Consider the following 13,800-nt stretch of genomic DNA (forward strand, 5'->3'; position numbering starts at 1 on the left):
AGACGCGGAGTCGTCACATCATCAGCGGGCTGTGGCACACGTCGCGCGCCTCCTGGTCGACCGCGCTCATCGCGTCGCGGGTCTCGCGGGAATCGAGCCGCGTGGCCGCGGCGTCGATGACACCGCGCTGCTGCGCGGTGACGCCGGCCGGCGGGTGGGCGCGGTCGTACGTCGCCGGATCGACCCCGGCGGCCGACAGGGCGTCGCCCAGGTTGCTGATGGCCGACACGACGACAGCCCAGTCGTCGGCGATGTCGGAGGGTGCCGCCGCGGCAAGGGCGCGGAAGCTCGGTAGCGCCGCGATCAGCCCGGTGGCGGCGCCCTGCTCGGCCGCCGACGAGATGAGCCCACGGTGGTCGACCACGAGGCTGCAGTAGGCGGCGTACGGATCGCGGTCGCGGTGGGCGCGCCAGACCAGCACGCCGGCCACGACCGCTGCCGCGACCGCGACGGTCGCCACGACCCGGACGACGCCGGCGCGGGTCACCCGGCCAGGCCCCGCAGCTCGTCGTTGGCCCGCAGGATCGCGTCGCGCATCGCCACCGGGTCGGGCCCCAGCCGCAGCACGCCCCGCGAGGAGCTGGCCAGGACGTGACCGGCGCTGGCGCCGAAGATGCGCAGGATGTCGTGGGTGGTGCCGCCCTGCTCGCCGTACCCGGGAGCCAGGATCGGTCCGTTGATGGCGAAGTCCAGGCCGCTGCCGTCGATGGTGGCGCCGACGACCGCGCCGAACGAGCCCATCGGGCTCGCGGCCGCGTTGAGCTCGCGGAGGTGCTCCAGCATCGACGAGGCGACCGTGCGGGCGCCGTGCTCCTCGGTGGTGAGGGCCTCCTGGACCTCGGGGCCTTCCTTGTTGGAGGTCGCGGCGAGGACGAAGAGCCCCGCGTCGTTGCGGCGAGCGGTGTCGACGAACGGCGTGAGCGAGCCGAAGCCCAGGTAGGGGCTGACCGTGATCGCGTCGGAGAACAGCGGCGAGCGCGGGTCGAGGTAGGCGTCGGCGTACGCCTGCGAGGTGGAGCCGATGTCGCCGCGCTTCACGTCGAGCAGGACGAGCGCACCCGCCTCCCGGCCGGTGGCGATGACCTTCTCCAGCACGGCGACCCCGCGGCTGCCGAAGCGCTCGTAGAACGCCGACTGCGGCTTGATCACCGAGCAGTACGGCGCCACGGCCTCCGTCGCAGCGAGCGCGAACCGCTCGAGGCCGGCAAGGTCGTCGTCGTACCCCCACTCGTGGAGCAGGCTGCTGTGCGGGTCGATCCCCACGCAGAACTGGCCGCGCTCGGCCATGGCGGCGGCGACGCGCTCTCCGAAACTGCTCAACGGGCAACCTTCCTGAGGGACTCGGGGGTGAGGTCGGCCAGCGACGGGTAGCCGTCGACGGCCATGATCAGGTCGAGCTCGGCCTGGAGCGACCGGAGCTGGTGGACCGCGCCCGGAACGCCGCCCAGGGCGAGGCCGTAGACATAGGGGCGGCCGATGGCGACCGCGTCGGCGCCCAGCGCGAGCGCCTTGGCGGCGTCAGCCCCGGTGCGGATCCCGGAGTCGAAGACGATCGGCGCACGCCCGTCGACCGCCACCGCGACGTCGGGCAGCCAGCCCAGCGCCGCTCCCCCGCCGTTGGCCTGTCGCCCACCGTGGTTGGAGCAGTAGATGCCGTCGATGCCCGCGTCGAGCGCCTGGCGGGCGTCGTCGGGGTGGCAGATCCCCTTGACCAGGATCGGCAGGTCGGTCAGGCCGCGCAGCCACGGCAGGTCGTCCCAGGTGACCTGGTGACCGAACACGCCCGCCCAGGTCATCACGATGGTGCCGGTGTCCTGGCTGCCGCCGGTCATCTCCTGAAAGACGGGGTCGGAGGTGTAGTTGGCCAGGCACTTGCCCCGCAGCTGCGGGAAGTTGCCGGACGCGAGGTCGCGCGGCCGCCAGCCGGGGACCCACGTGTCGAGGGTGACGACGATGGCCTCGTAGCCGGCCTCCTCGGCACGGCGCACGAAGCTCTCGGCCAGCTCGCGGTTCTTCGGCGTGTAGAGCTGGAACCACTTGCGGCCCTCGGTCGACGCCGCGACGTCCTCGAGCGGGTCGCTCATCAGCGTCGAGCCGATGAAGGGCACGCCGGTGGCGGCCGCCGCCTCCGCGCCGTGGATGTCGCCGTGCTGGTCCGGCGTGCAGATCCCGAGGACACCGACCGGGGCGAGCAGGAACGGGCTGTCCTGGTGCTGGCCGAAGAGGTCGACACCGAGGTCGCGCTCCCCCGACGGCCGCAGCATCCGCGGCACGAGCGCGTGGTCGGCGAACGCCGCCACGTTGGCCCGCTGCGTCGCCTCGTCACCGGCGCCGCCGGCGACGTACGTACGCAGCTCGGGCGGCAACGCCGCGAGGGCGTTGCGCTCCAGCTCCTCGTAGCTGAACGGGTGGGCCGGCAGCGTGCCGCCGAGCGCGCCCAGGTAGAGCTCGAGCTGGTAGTCACCGAAGGCCATCAGCGCTTCCCTTTCGCCAGGCCCCTCAGGATCTCCCGGGGCCACGTGGGCCCACCGTAGATGAAGGCGGTGTAGCCCTGGAGCAGGTCGGCGCCCGCGTCGAGCCGCTCGCGCGCGTCGGCGGCGGTGGAGATGCCACCGACGCCGATGAGGGTCAGCTCGTGCCCGACCCGCGCCCGGAGCCGGCGGACGACCTCCGTGGAGCGCTCGCGGAGCGGCGCACCGGACAGACCGCCCGCGCCGCACGCCTCGACCTGCGCCGCCGACGAGCGGAGCCCGTCGCGGCTGATCGTGGTGTTGGTGGCGATGATGCCGTCGAGCCGGAGGCTCAGCGCCATGTCCGCCACCGCGGTGACGTCCTCGTCCGCGAGATCAGGAGCGATCTTCACCAGCAGCGGCACCCGGTGGTCGGGACGCGTCTCGTCGGCCACCCGGCGGACGTGGGTCAGCAGCGGCGCCAGCTTCTCGACCGCCTGCAGGTTGCGCAGGCCCGGGGTGTTCGGCGAGCTCACGTTGACGACCAGGTAGTCGGCGTACGGCGCGAGCAGGCGGGTCGACGTCGCGTAGTCGGCCTCGACCGCGGCCTGGTCCTCGTCGGGCACGACCTTGGACTTGCCGATGTTGACGCCGAGGATCGGACCCCTGCCGGTACGCCGGTGCGCTGCGAGCCGTTGTGCCACGGCCGCCGCGCCGTCGTTGTTGAAGCCCATCCGGTTGACGACCGCGCGGTCCTCGACCAGCCGGAACAGCCGCGGCTGCGGGTTGCCCGGCTGGGCCAGCGCCGTGACGGTGCCGATCTCGACGTGCCCGAAGCCGAGCCCGCCGAGGGCGTCGTACCCGATGCCGAGCTTGTCGAAGCCGGCGGCGAGGCCGAGCACGTTCGGGAAGGTCAGGCCGAGCGCCTTGACCGCACGCCCCGGGAAGGGCGCGCGCGCCAGCACCGGCGTGGCGGCGCGGATCGCGCCGAACGCCAGGTGGTGGGCCTTCTCCGGGTCGAGCTTCGCGAAGCCGTGCTTGAACGCGGCGTCGTAGAGCCTCAACGTCCCGCCTCGGCGGACCACTCCTGCAGCGACCTCACCCCGATGTCACCGGCGCGGATCGCGGCGATGCCCTGGACCGCGGCCGCGGCACCTTGGACCGTGGTGATGCACGGGGTGCCGGTGAGCACCGCGGCCGCCCGGATCTCGTAGCCGTCGACGCGGGCCTCGGAGGCCGAGCCGTTCGGGGTGTTCACGATGAGGTCGATCTCGCCGTCCAGGATCATCTGGACCGACGTCTTCTCACCGGGACCGCCCTCACCCTCGAAGTGCTTGCGCACGACCGTCGCCTCGATGCCGTTGCGCCGCAGCACCTCGACGGTGCCCTGCGTGGCGAGGATCTCGAAGCCGTAGTCGGCCAGCACCCGGGCCGGGAAGATCATCGAGCGCTTGTCGCGGTTGGCGATCGAGATGAACACCTTGCCGCTGGTCGGAAGCGGTCCGTACGCCGCCGCCTGCGACTTGCTGAACGCCGTGCCGAAGTCGGAGTCGAAGCCCATGACCTCACCGGTCGACTTCATCTCCGGCCCCAGCACGGAGTCGACGAACTTGCCCTCCGGGGTGCGGAACCGGTTGAACGGCAGCACCGCCTCCTTGACCGCGATCGGCGCGTCGGCAGGCAGCGTGCCGCCGTCACCGGTCTCGGGCAGGATGCCGACCTTGCGCAGCTCGGCGATCGACTCGCCCATCATCACCCGGCTCGCGGCCTTGGCCAGCGAGGTGCCGGTCGCCTTGGAGACGAACGGGACCGTGCGGCTGGCGCGCGGGTTGGCCTCCAGGACGTAGAGCACGTCGGAGCCGAGCGCGAACTGGATGTTGATCAGGCCGCGCACGCCCACGCCCTTGGCGATGCCCTCGGTGGCCGCGCGGATCCGCTCGATCTCCGAGGCGCCGAGCGTGATCGGCGGCAGGGTGCAGGAGGAGTCGCCGGAGTGGACCCCGGCCTCCTCGATGTGCTCCATGACGCCGCCGAGGAAGAGCTCCTGGCCGTCGTACAGCGCGTCCACGTCGATCTCGACCGCGTCGTCGATGAACCGGTCGATGAGGACCGGCCGGTCCTCGCTGATCAGCTCGGTGGCGAGCTCCAGGTAGGAGCGGAGCTGGTCGTCGGAGAAGACGATCTGCATGCCGCGGCCGCCCAGGACGTAGCTGGGGCGGACCAGGACCGGGTAGCCGATCTCGTGGGCGATCGCCTGCGCGTCGTCGTACGAGACCGCGGTGCCGTGCTTGGGCGCGACCAGGCCGGCCTCGTCGAGCACCCGCCCGAAGGCGCCGCGCTCCTCGGCGAGGTCGATGGCCTCGGGCTGGGTGCCGACGATCGGGACGCCGGCGTCCTTGAGGCCCTGGGCCAGGCCGAGCGGGGTCTGGCCGCCCAGGGTGGCGATGACACCCGCGACCGGGCCGGCGGCGAGCTCGGCGTGGTAGATCTCCAGCACGTCCTCGAGCGTGAGCGGCTCGAAGTAGAGCCGGTCGGCCGTGTCGTAGTCGGTGCTCACGGTCTCGGGGTTGCAGTTGACCATGATGGTCTCGTAGCCGGCCTTGGACAGCTCGAGCGCTGCGTGCACGCAGGAGTAGTCGAACTCGATGCCCTGACCGATCCGGTTCGGGCCCGAGCCGAGGATGAGGACGGCCGGCTTCTCGCGCGGCAGCACCTCGGTCTCCTCGTCGTACGACGAGTAGTAGTACGGCGTCAACGCCTTGAACTCGGCCGCGCACGTGTCCACCGTCTTGTAGACCGGCCGGATGTCGAGGGCGTGCCGGATCGCGCGGACCTCGGCCTCGGTGATCCCCCTGATCGCCGCGACCTGGCTGTCGGCGAAGCCGTGCCGCTTGGCCAACCGCAGGTGGGTCGCATCGAGCGACTCGGCGGCGGCGACCTTCTCGGCGACCTCGTTGATGAGGAAGAGCTGGTCGACGAACCAGGGGTCGATCCTCGTGGCCTCGAAGACCTGCTCGGGGGTCGCGCCGGCGCGGATCGCGAGCATGACCTTCTGGACCCGGCCGTCGTGGGGCCGGGCGACCTGCTCGAGCAGGGTGTCCAGGTCGCCGGCCTCGGAGGCGAAGTCGAAGGGGGCCTTCTTGTTCTCCATCGACCGCAGCGCCTTGTTGAACGCCTCGGTGAAGTTCCGGCCGATCGACATGGCCTCGCCGACCGACTTCATGTGGGTGGTCAGGGTGTCGTCGGCGGTCGGGAACTTCTCGAACGCGAAGCGCGGCACCTTCACCACGACGTAGTCGAGGGTCGGCTCGAAGCTCGCGGCGGTGTCCTCGGTGATGTCGTTGGCGATCTCGTCGAGCGTGTAGCCGACGGCCACCTTGGCGGCGATCTTCGCGATCGGATAGCCGGTCGCCTTGCTCGCGAGGGCGGACGACCGGGACACCCGCGGGTTCATCTCGATGACGATGACCCGGCCGTCGGCGGGGTTGACGGCGTACTGGATGTTGCAGCCGCCGGTGTCGACGCCGACCTCGCGGATGATGCCGATGGCGAGGTCGCGCAGGTGCTGGTACTCGCGGTCGGTCAGCGTCATCGCCGGGGCGACCGTGATCGAGTCGCCGGTGTGGGTGCCCATCGGGTCGAAGTTCTCGATCGAGCAGATGATGACGACGTTGTCGTTCTTGTCGCGCATCACCTCCAGCTCGTACTCCTTCCACCCGAGGATCGACTCCTCGATGAGGACCTCGGTCGTGGGGCTGGCCGCGAGACCCGCGCCGGCGAGCCGGTGCAGGTCCTCGACGTCGTAGGCGATGCCCGATCCGGTGCCGCCCATGGTGAAGGACGGGCGGATGACGACCGGGTAGACACCGCCGAGGGTGTCGACCGCGGCCAGGACGTCCTCCATCGAGTGGCAGATGACCGAGCGGGCGACCTCGCCGCCGACCTTCTTCACGATGGCGTTGAACAGCTCGCGGTTCTCACCGCGGTGGATGGCGTCGAAGTTGGCGCCGATCATCTCGACGCCGTACTTCTCGAGCACGCCGCGCTCGTGCATGGCGATGGCCGCGTTGAGGGCGGTCTGGCCGCCGAGGGTCGGCAGGATCGCGTCGGGTCGCTCCTTGGCGATGACCTTCTCGACGAACTCCGGGGTGATCGGCTCGACGTACGTCGCGTCGGCGAACTCGGGGTCGGTCATGATCGTGGCAGGGTTGGAGTTGATGAGGATGACCCGCAGGCCCTCGTCCTTCAGGACCCGGCAGGCCTGGGTGCCCGAGTAGTCGAACTCGCAGGCCTGGCCGATGATGATCGGGCCGGACCCGATGACGAGGACGGACTTGATGTCGTCGCGCTTGGGCATGTCAGGCCTCCTTCCGTGCGGTCATCAGCTCGCAGAACCTGTCGAAGAGGTACGCCGCGTCGTGCGGGCCGGCCGCTGCCTCGGGGTGGTACTGCACGCTGAACGCCTTGAGCTTTCCGGTGGTCGAGCCTGTCGAGACCTCGCGGAGCTCGAGGCCCTCCACGCAGTCGTCGTTGAGGTTGATGTGGGAGACCGTGGCCTCGCCGTACGGCGTGGTGGTGCTGGTCTCCAGCGGCGCGTCGACCGCGAAGCCGTGGTTGTGGGCGGTCACCTCGACGCGTCCCGTGGTGCGGTCGAGCACCGGCTGGTTGATGCCGCGGTGGCCGTACTTGAGCTTGTAGGTGCCGAAGCCGAGCGCGCGCCCGAACAGCTGGTTGCCGAAGCAGATGCCGAAGTACGGGATCCCCTCGCCCAGCGCGGCCTTGAGCAGCTCCACCTGGCCGGTGGTCGCCGCCGGGTCGCCGGGACCGTTGGAGAAGAACAGCCCGTCGGCACCCACGGCGTTGACGTCGTCGATGCTCGCCGTGGACGGCAGCACGTGCACCTCGATTCCCCGCTCGCTCATCATCCGCGGCGTGTTGGCCTTGATGCCGAGGTCGATCGCGGCGACGGTGAAGCGCTTCTCGCCCTGCGCGGGGACGACGTACGCCTCCGTGACCGAGACGGCGTCGGAGAGGTTGGCGCCGGTCATCTCGGCGGACGCCCTGACCTTCTCCAGCAGCGTGGCCGGGTCGGTCTCCACCGTGGAGATGCCGACACGCATCGCGCCGGCCTCGCGCAGGTGCCGGGTGAGGGCGCGGGTGTCGATGCCGGAGATGCCGACGACGCCCTGCTCGCGCAGCTCGTCGTCGAGGCTGCGGCGGCTGCGCCAGCTCGACGGGACGCGGGCGGGATCGCGGACGACGTACCCGGCGACCCAGATGCGCCGGGACTCGGGGTCCTCGTCGTTCATGCCGGTGTTGCCGACATGGGGAGCGGTCATCACGACCACCTGGCGGTGGTACGACGGGTCGGTCAGCGTCTCCTGGTAGCCGGTCATGCCGGTCGAGAAGACGGCCTCTCCGAAGGTCTCCCCCTCGGCGCCGTAGGACTCGCCGCGGAAGGTGCGGCCGTCCTCGAGAACGAGCAGTGCTGGCATGGCGTGCAAAGGCACCCGGGCCTCCTTCTCCGCCTCACGGGACGGTCGTTAAAGGACGTTCGGTTCGCCGGCGAGACTACCAGCCAGGAGCCTGCCGACCCGCACCGGCGTACGGTCAGATCCGGGTGAAGCGGAACACGGGGATGCGGCGGCCGCCCGCCTTCTCCTCGTACTCCGCGAAGCCCGGCTCGGTCTCCTTGAAGATGCTCCAGGCGCGGTCGTACGCCGCGCCCTCGAGCTCCTCGACCCGCACCCGGACGGTCTGCGGCACGGGGTCGGCGGGCACCTCGATGTCGACCTCGTCGGCACGGCGCAGCGCGTGCACCCAGCCCGGCGTCCTGTCCGAGCCGCCAGCGGACCCGGCGACCATCCAGGCGTCGCCGTCGGGCATGTTGCGCAGCGGCTGCGGCCGGATCGAGCCGTCCTTGCGCGGGATGTGGACCAGGATCAGCACCTTGCCGAAGGCGACGGGCTCCTGGACGTCGCCGCCGTGGGACCGGAAGGCGTCGATGATCTGCTGGTTGAAGTCCATGACCTCGATCCCGCCGCGCCCGGAGGGCTCAGACCAGGGAGCCGTCCAGGACGGTGGGGCGGCCGCGGAGCAGGGTGGCGCGGACGGCGCCGGTGAGCTCGCGGCCGTGCCAGGGGTTGTTGCGGCTCAGCGAGACCGAGGTGTCGCGGTCGATCGTGACCGTGGCCGACGGGTCGACGAGGGTGAGGTTGGCCGGCGACCCGACCGCGACCTGCTGGCCGTGGCCCTCGAGACCGGCGATCCGCGCGGGGTTCTCGCTCATCACCCGCGCGACGCCGGCCCAGTCGAGCAGGCCGCCGCCGACCATGACGGTGCTGACGACGGCGAGCGCCGTCTCCAGGCCGAGCATGCCGAAGGCGGCGTCGACGAACGCGTGCTCCTTGTCGTGCCGGGCGTGCGGGGCGTGGTCGGTGGCGACGGCGTCGATGGTGCCGTCGGCGAGCGCGGCGCGCAGCGCCTCGACGTCCTCGGCCGGGCGCAGCGGCGGGTTCACCTTGTACGTCGGGTCGTAGCCGCCGAGCAGGTCGGTCGTCAGCAGGAGGTGGTGCGGGGTGACCTCGGCGGTGACGTCGATGCCCTGCGCCTTCGCCCAGCGGATGACCTCGACCGAGCCCGCCGTCGAGACGTGCGCGACGTGCACCCGGCTGCCGGTGTGCCGCGCGAGCATCACGTCGCGCGCGACGATGACGTCCTCGGCGACGCCGGGCCAGCCCGGGAGGCCGAGCCGTCCGGACAGCTCGCCCTCGTGGCAGCACGCGCTGCCGTACGGCGCCAGCGCGGGGTCCTGGCTGTGCTGGCTGATCACGCCGCCGAACGCCTTGACGTACTCCAGCGCCCGCCGCATGACCCGCGGGTCGGCGACGCACTTCCCGTCGTCGGAGAAGACGCGGACCCTCGCGCGGCTGCGGGCCATCAGCCCGAGCTCGGCGAGCTCCTCGCCGGCCAGGCCCTTGGTGACCGCGCCGACCGGCTGCACGTCGACCAGCCCGGCCTTCTCGCCCAGGTCGAGCACGCGCTCGGCGGCCTCGGCGGTGTCGGTGACGGGGTTCGTGTTCGCCATCGCGAGAACCGCCGTGAACCCGCCGACGGCCGCCGCCTCGGAGCCGGACTGCACGGTCTCGGCGTCCTCGCGGCCGGGCTCGCGCAGGTGGGTGTGCAGGTCGACGAAGCCGGGCAGCAGCACCAGGCCGTCGGCGTCGATCGTCTCGCCGGTGGAGCCGTGGATGGCGCCGATCTCGGTGATGACGCCGTCCTCGACGTACACGTCGGCGGGCTCGCCACCGAGGACGCGCGCGCCCTTGATCAGCAGGCTCATTCGTGCCCCTCGTTCGTCTCGGGCTCTCCGGCGAGCAGGTGGTACAGGACGGCCATCCGCACGGCCACACCGGCGGAGACCTGGTCGAGGACGGCGGACTGGTCGATCGCGTCGGCCGCCTCGGCCGAGATCTCCAGGCCGCGGTTCATCGGGCCGGGGTGCAGGATCGGCGTACCGGGTCGGAGCAGGGACAGCCGCGGGCGGGTGAGGCCGTAGCCGACGGTGTACTCGCGGGCGGTCGGGAAGTAGCCGCCGCTCATCCGCTCCTTCTGGACCCGCAGCATCATCACCGCGTCGACCTCGGGCAGCACCGGGTCCAGGTCGTACGACGTGGCGAACCCGTCCGCCTTCGACCAGTCGCCGATGCCCGAGGGCATCAGGGTCGGCGGCGCGACGGCGGTGACCTTCGCGCCGAGCTTGGCCAGGCTCTTCACGTTGCTGCGGAAGACGCGGCTGTGGGTGAGGTCGCCGACGATGGCGACGTGCTTGCCCTCGAGCGAGCCGAGCCGGCGGGTCAGGGTGTAGCCGTCGAGCAGCGCCTGGGTGGGGTGCTCGTGGGTGCCGTCGCCCGCGTTGATGACCGGTACGTCGATCCACTGGCTGATCTGCTTCGCGGCGCCGCTCGCGTGGTGCCGGACGACCAGGCCGTCGATCCCCATCGCGGTCACCGTGAGGACGGTGTCGCGCAGGCTCTCGCCCTTGGAGGTGCTGGAGCCCTTCGCGGAGATGTTGATGACGTCGGCCGACAACCACTTGCCCGCGATCTCGAAGCTGGACCGGGTGCGGGTGGAGTCCTCGAAGAACAGGTTGATGACCGTGCGGCCACGCAGCGCGGGCAGCTTCTTCACCGAGCGCTTCTGCACGTCGTGCATCTCGGCCGCCGTGGCGAAGATCTGCTCGATCTGGCCGGCGTCGACGTCGTCGATGCTGAGCAGGTGCTTCATCGGATGGTCACCTCGTCCTCCCCGTCGGTCTCGACCAGGCGCAGGTGGACCCGCTCGGAGCGGGCCGTCGGCAGGTTCTTGCCGACGTGGTCGGCGCGGATCGGCAGCTCGCGGTGGCCGCGGTCGACCAGCACCGCGAGCCGCACCACGGCAGGCCGGCCGAGGTCGCTCAGCGCGTCGAGCGCGGCGCGGATGGTGCGGCCGCTGAACAGCACGTCGTCGACGATCACCACGGTCTTGCCGTCGATCCCACCGGCGGGGATCTGGGTCTGGTGCGGGCTGCGCGTCGGGTGGGTGCGCAGGTCGTCGCGGTACATGGTCACGTCCAGCGAGCCGGTCGCGACCGTCGTACCCTCCACCTCCGCGATCTTGGCCGCGATCCGCTGGGCCAGCGGCACACCGCGGGTGTGCAGGCCGAGCAGGAGCAGGTCCTCGGCGCCCTTGTTGCGCTCCAGGATCTCGTGCGAGATGCGGGTCAGCGCACGGGCGACGTCGTCAGCATCCAGGACGACACGTCCCGGGGACGGGTGATCAACAGGCATCAGCGCCTGACTCCTTCTCCGCCTCACGGGACGGCTCGTTAAAGGTGTCGAACGTCGTGCCTCACCCTACCGTCTCGGGATCAGGCGCCGGACCGCAGCCGGTCGAGCAGCGGTCCCGCCGCCTCGTCGAGGAACCTGCGCTGGTGGCGGTCACCGACCTGCACCAGCGCGACGTCGGTGAAGCCGGCGCGCGGGTAGGCGAGCACCGCCTCGGCGATCGCGTCCAGGTCCGGGCCGCACGGGATCGAGCCCGCGACGTCGTCCACGCGGACGAACTGGCTCGCGCCGGCGAAGCCGCGCGGGTCGGGCAGCTCGGCGTTGACCGCCCAACCGCCGCCGAACCAGCGGAACTGCTCGTGCGCGATGCGGCGACCTTCCTCCTCGTCGGGCGCCCAGCAGATCGGGATCTGCCCGACGGCGCGCGCCGGGTCGCCGATGCGCGGCGCACCGCCGGTGGCGTTCCAGCCGGTGACGAGCTGGGCCGAGGGCTCGACGGCGACGAGGTGGTCCGCGAGCGGCGCGAGCGCGCCGATCGATCGCGGGCCGCTGACGGCGACACCGATCTCGAGGGGGCGGTCCGGCAGGTCCCAGAGGCGGGCGGCGTCGGCGGTGTAGAACTCACCCGCGTGGTCGACGGTCTCGCCCGCGAGGAGGCTGCGGATCAGGCCGATCGCCTCCACCAGCATCGCGTGCCGGGTCTCGACGCCGGGCCAGCCCTCGCCGACGACGTGCTCGTTGAGGCGTTCCCCCGCGCCGAGGCCCAGGGTGAACCGCTCCTCGGAGAGGATCGCGAGCGTCGCGGCCTTCTGGGCGACCACGACCGGGTGGTACCGCACGGTGGGGCAGGTCACGTAGGTCATCAGCCCGACCCGCTCGGTGGCGTGTGCGACCGCGCCGAGGACGGCCCAGGCGTACGGCGCGTGACCCTGCTCCTCCAGCCACGGCGCGTAGTGGTCGCTGCAGACCTCGAAGTCGAAGCCGACCCGCTCGGCGGCGACGGCGTACTCGACGAGGTCGCGGGGGCCGCTCTGCTCGGTCATCAGGGTGTAGCCGAAGTTCGTCATGCGGGCCCGGGTACCCGACTTCGCCGATCACTCACCCCACGTACGACGACGGAGGAACCCCGGGAGGTCCCTCCGTCGTCACGTGCTGCGGCTCGGCCGCTCAGCAGATCAGCTGAAGGCGTCCTTGACCTTCTCGCCAGCCTGCTTGAGGTCGCCCTTCACCTGGTCGGCCTTGCCCTCGTTCTCGAGGTCCTTGTCGTCGCTGGCCTTGCCCATCGCTTCCTTGGCCTCGCCCATCTTCTCCTGGGCGGTGTTCTCGAGCTTGTCGTCGAAACCCATGGCGATCTCCTCTCGCTCGGATCGGGTGGTCAGGGGTCCCGTACCCGGCGGTCGGCGGAGGATGCATCGGCGTGGCTCAGAGGGCGGACGCCATCCCCGCGCAGGCCCGGAGCCAGGCCCGCTTCGTCGCCTCCGAGAGCTGGTCGTACGGGACGACCGACCCGGAGACCAGCGCCGGGTCGTAGGGCACCCGGTAGACCGCGCGGGTGCGCTGCTCGTAGACCTGGGTCAGGTCGGCGGCGAGCTTCGGGTCGACCTTGTCTCCGGGGTCGGACAGCACGGTGACGGTCTTGTACTTGAGGTTCTGGTAGCCGGCGTCCTGGAGGGCGTCGAGCATCCACAGGCCGCTGTAGCCGGTGTCCTCGCGGACCGTGCTCGTGACGACGAGGAGGTCGGCGGCCTCGGCGGCGGCGAGCCAGTTCTCGGCCCGCATGTTGTTGCCGGTGTCGACCAGGATGATCCGGTAGAAGCGCTCCAGCAGGTGGTGGACCTCGGTGAAGTCCTTGGCGTGGATCTGGCCGGTCACGTCCGGCCGCTCGTCCGAGGCGAGGACGTCGAAGTGCGCGTCGCCCTGGGAGCGGACGAACGCCCCCAGGTCGCCGATGCGCGACTGGTAGACGTCCTTGAACCGGCCGAGGTCCTCGAGCAGCTCGCGGGTGGTGTTGCGATGGGCGCTGCGCGAACCGCGGATGCCGAGGGTGCCGCGCGTCTCGTTGTTGTCCCACGCCACGACGCCCCCACCGCGCACGGTGCCGAAGGTGAATCCTGCCGCGAGCACACCCGTCGTCTTGGCCGCTCCGCCCTTCGGGTTCACGAACGCGATGGTCCGCGGTCCGTCGAAGTCCTTCTGGATCTGGCGGCGGTCCTGGTGGAAGGACAGCTCCTTCGCGCCCATCCGGGGGCGCACGAGCCCGCCGGTCCAGCGGCGTGCGCGACCGCGCCATCCCCACGTCGCCGGCCCCAGCTCCGCGGTGGTGTCCCGCCGGTCCAGGAAGTCGGTGGCCGACATGAACCGGCGCGGTTCGTCGGTGGGCGTCACCGACGTCGGTGCGGGTGTGGGCGCAGGCGGCGCCGCCGGTGGGTACGTCGGGGGCGGGGCCACCGGGGGCGGCGCCGAGGGACGCGGACCGAGTCCGGACATCGGGTCCGGACCGACAGGGTCGACGGGATGACTCACCG

General features: G+C 71.5%; 13 protein-coding genes. All 13 read right to left on the reverse strand.

The genetic code is table 11. The features are described 5' to 3' along the window. Positions 1-13: 13 nt before the first annotated feature. Positions 14-487 carry a hypothetical protein gene (locus ACYVAQ_RS17360; RefSeq protein ID WP_460791676.1) on the reverse strand — a complete coding sequence of 158 codons (474 nt, stop codon included), beginning with the start codon at positions 485-487 and terminating at the stop codon, positions 14-16. Next, entirely contained in the window at positions 484-1,320 is an 837-nt protein-coding gene (pyrF, locus tag ACYVAQ_RS17365; RefSeq protein WP_460791677.1) for an orotidine-5'-phosphate decarboxylase, read from the reverse strand. The genes ACYVAQ_RS17360 and pyrF overlap by 4 nt, the downstream gene beginning before the upstream one ends. Then, complete coding sequence (locus ACYVAQ_RS17370; protein WP_460791678.1) at positions 1,317-2,474, reverse strand: alpha-hydroxy-acid oxidizing protein; 1,158 nt, start codon at positions 2,472-2,474, stop codon at positions 1,317-1,319. Before ACYVAQ_RS17370 ends, pyrF begins: the two co-directional genes overlap by 4 nt. Then, a complete protein-coding gene (locus tag ACYVAQ_RS17375) occupies positions 2,474-3,514 on the reverse strand; it encodes a quinone-dependent dihydroorotate dehydrogenase (RefSeq protein WP_460791679.1) in 1,041 nt (346 codons plus the stop codon). The genes ACYVAQ_RS17370 and ACYVAQ_RS17375 overlap by 1 nt, the downstream gene beginning before the upstream one ends. Beyond that, positions 3,511-6,807, reverse strand: a complete 3,297-nt coding sequence (gene carB / locus ACYVAQ_RS17380; RefSeq protein ID WP_460791680.1) for a carbamoyl-phosphate synthase large subunit — start codon at positions 6,805-6,807, stop codon at positions 3,511-3,513. Before carB ends, ACYVAQ_RS17375 begins: the two co-directional genes overlap by 4 nt. 1 nt (position 6,808) lies before the next feature. Further along, positions 6,809-7,945: a glutamine-hydrolyzing carbamoyl-phosphate synthase small subunit gene (carA, locus tag ACYVAQ_RS17385; RefSeq protein WP_460791748.1), complete on the reverse strand. Its 1,137-nt coding sequence runs from the start codon at positions 7,943-7,945 to the stop codon at positions 6,809-6,811. Positions 7,946-8,060: 115 nt separating this feature from the next. Next, positions 8,061-8,477 (reverse strand): nitroreductase family deazaflavin-dependent oxidoreductase, encoded by a 417-nt coding sequence (locus ACYVAQ_RS17390; RefSeq protein WP_460791681.1) that lies wholly within the window; start codon positions 8,475-8,477, stop codon positions 8,061-8,063. Between the two features lie 28 nt (positions 8,478-8,505). Then, entirely contained in the window at positions 8,506-9,792 is a 1,287-nt protein-coding gene (locus ACYVAQ_RS17395; RefSeq protein ID WP_460791682.1) for a dihydroorotase, read from the reverse strand. After that, on the reverse strand, positions 9,789-10,736 hold the full coding sequence (locus ACYVAQ_RS17400; protein ID WP_460791683.1) for an aspartate carbamoyltransferase catalytic subunit: 948 nt from the start codon (positions 10,734-10,736) through the stop codon (positions 9,789-9,791). Before ACYVAQ_RS17400 ends, ACYVAQ_RS17395 begins: the two co-directional genes overlap by 4 nt. Continuing rightward, positions 10,733-11,278, reverse strand: a complete 546-nt coding sequence (gene pyrR / locus ACYVAQ_RS17405; RefSeq protein WP_460791684.1) for a bifunctional pyr operon transcriptional regulator/uracil phosphoribosyltransferase PyrR — start codon at positions 11,276-11,278, stop codon at positions 10,733-10,735. Before pyrR ends, ACYVAQ_RS17400 begins: the two co-directional genes overlap by 4 nt. An 80-nt stretch (positions 11,279-11,358) precedes the next feature. Beyond that, positions 11,359-12,342, reverse strand: coding sequence for a TIGR03557 family F420-dependent LLM class oxidoreductase (locus tag ACYVAQ_RS17410; RefSeq protein ID WP_460791686.1), 984 nt, complete (start codon positions 12,340-12,342; stop codon positions 11,359-11,361). A 108-nt stretch (positions 12,343-12,450) separates the two neighbouring features. Further along, a complete protein-coding gene (locus ACYVAQ_RS17415; RefSeq protein WP_460791687.1) occupies positions 12,451-12,621 on the reverse strand; it encodes a CsbD family protein in 171 nt (56 codons plus the stop codon). 76 nt (positions 12,622-12,697) lie between these two features. After that, a complete protein-coding gene (locus ACYVAQ_RS17420) occupies positions 12,698-13,630 on the reverse strand; it encodes a MinD/ParA family ATP-binding protein (RefSeq protein WP_460791688.1) in 933 nt (310 codons plus the stop codon). Positions 13,631-13,800: the final 170 nt, after the last annotated feature.

It is taken from the genome of Nocardioides maradonensis (assembly GCF_054777115.1).

What these genes read in the sequence shown, in the direction of transcription:
- ACYVAQ_RS17370 (WP_460791678.1), bottom strand. Translation starts at nt 2,474, where the DNA reads ATGGCCTTCGGTGACTACCAGCTCGAGCTCTACCTGGGCGCGCTCGGC.
- carB (WP_460791680.1), bottom strand. Translation starts at nt 6,807, where the DNA reads ATGCCCAAGCGCGACGACATCAAGTCCGTCCTCGTCATCGGGTCCGGC.
- carA (WP_460791748.1), bottom strand. Translation starts at nt 7,945, where the DNA reads ATGCCAGCACTGCTCGTTCTCGAGGACGGCCGCACCTTCCGCGGCGAG.
- ACYVAQ_RS17390 (WP_460791681.1), bottom strand. Translation starts at nt 8,477, where the DNA reads ATGGACTTCAACCAGCAGATCATCGACGCCTTCCGGTCCCACGGCGGC.
- ACYVAQ_RS17395 (WP_460791682.1), bottom strand. Translation starts at nt 9,792, where the DNA reads ATGAGCCTGCTGATCAAGGGCGCGCGCGTCCTCGGTGGCGAGCCCGCC.
- ACYVAQ_RS17400 (WP_460791683.1), bottom strand. Translation starts at nt 10,736, where the DNA reads ATGAAGCACCTGCTCAGCATCGACGACGTCGACGCCGGCCAGATCGAG.
- pyrR (WP_460791684.1), bottom strand. Translation starts at nt 11,278, where the DNA reads ATGCCTGTTGATCACCCGTCCCCGGGACGTGTCGTCCTGGATGCTGAC.
- ACYVAQ_RS17410 (WP_460791686.1), bottom strand. Translation starts at nt 12,342, where the DNA reads ATGACGAACTTCGGCTACACCCTGATGACCGAGCAGAGCGGCCCCCGC.
- ACYVAQ_RS17415 (WP_460791687.1), bottom strand. Translation starts at nt 12,621, where the DNA reads ATGGGTTTCGACGACAAGCTCGAGAACACCGCCCAGGAGAAGATGGGC.
- ACYVAQ_RS17420 (WP_460791688.1), bottom strand. Translation starts at nt 13,630, where the DNA reads ATGTCGGCCACCGACTTCCTGGACCGGCGGGACACCACCGCGGAGCTG.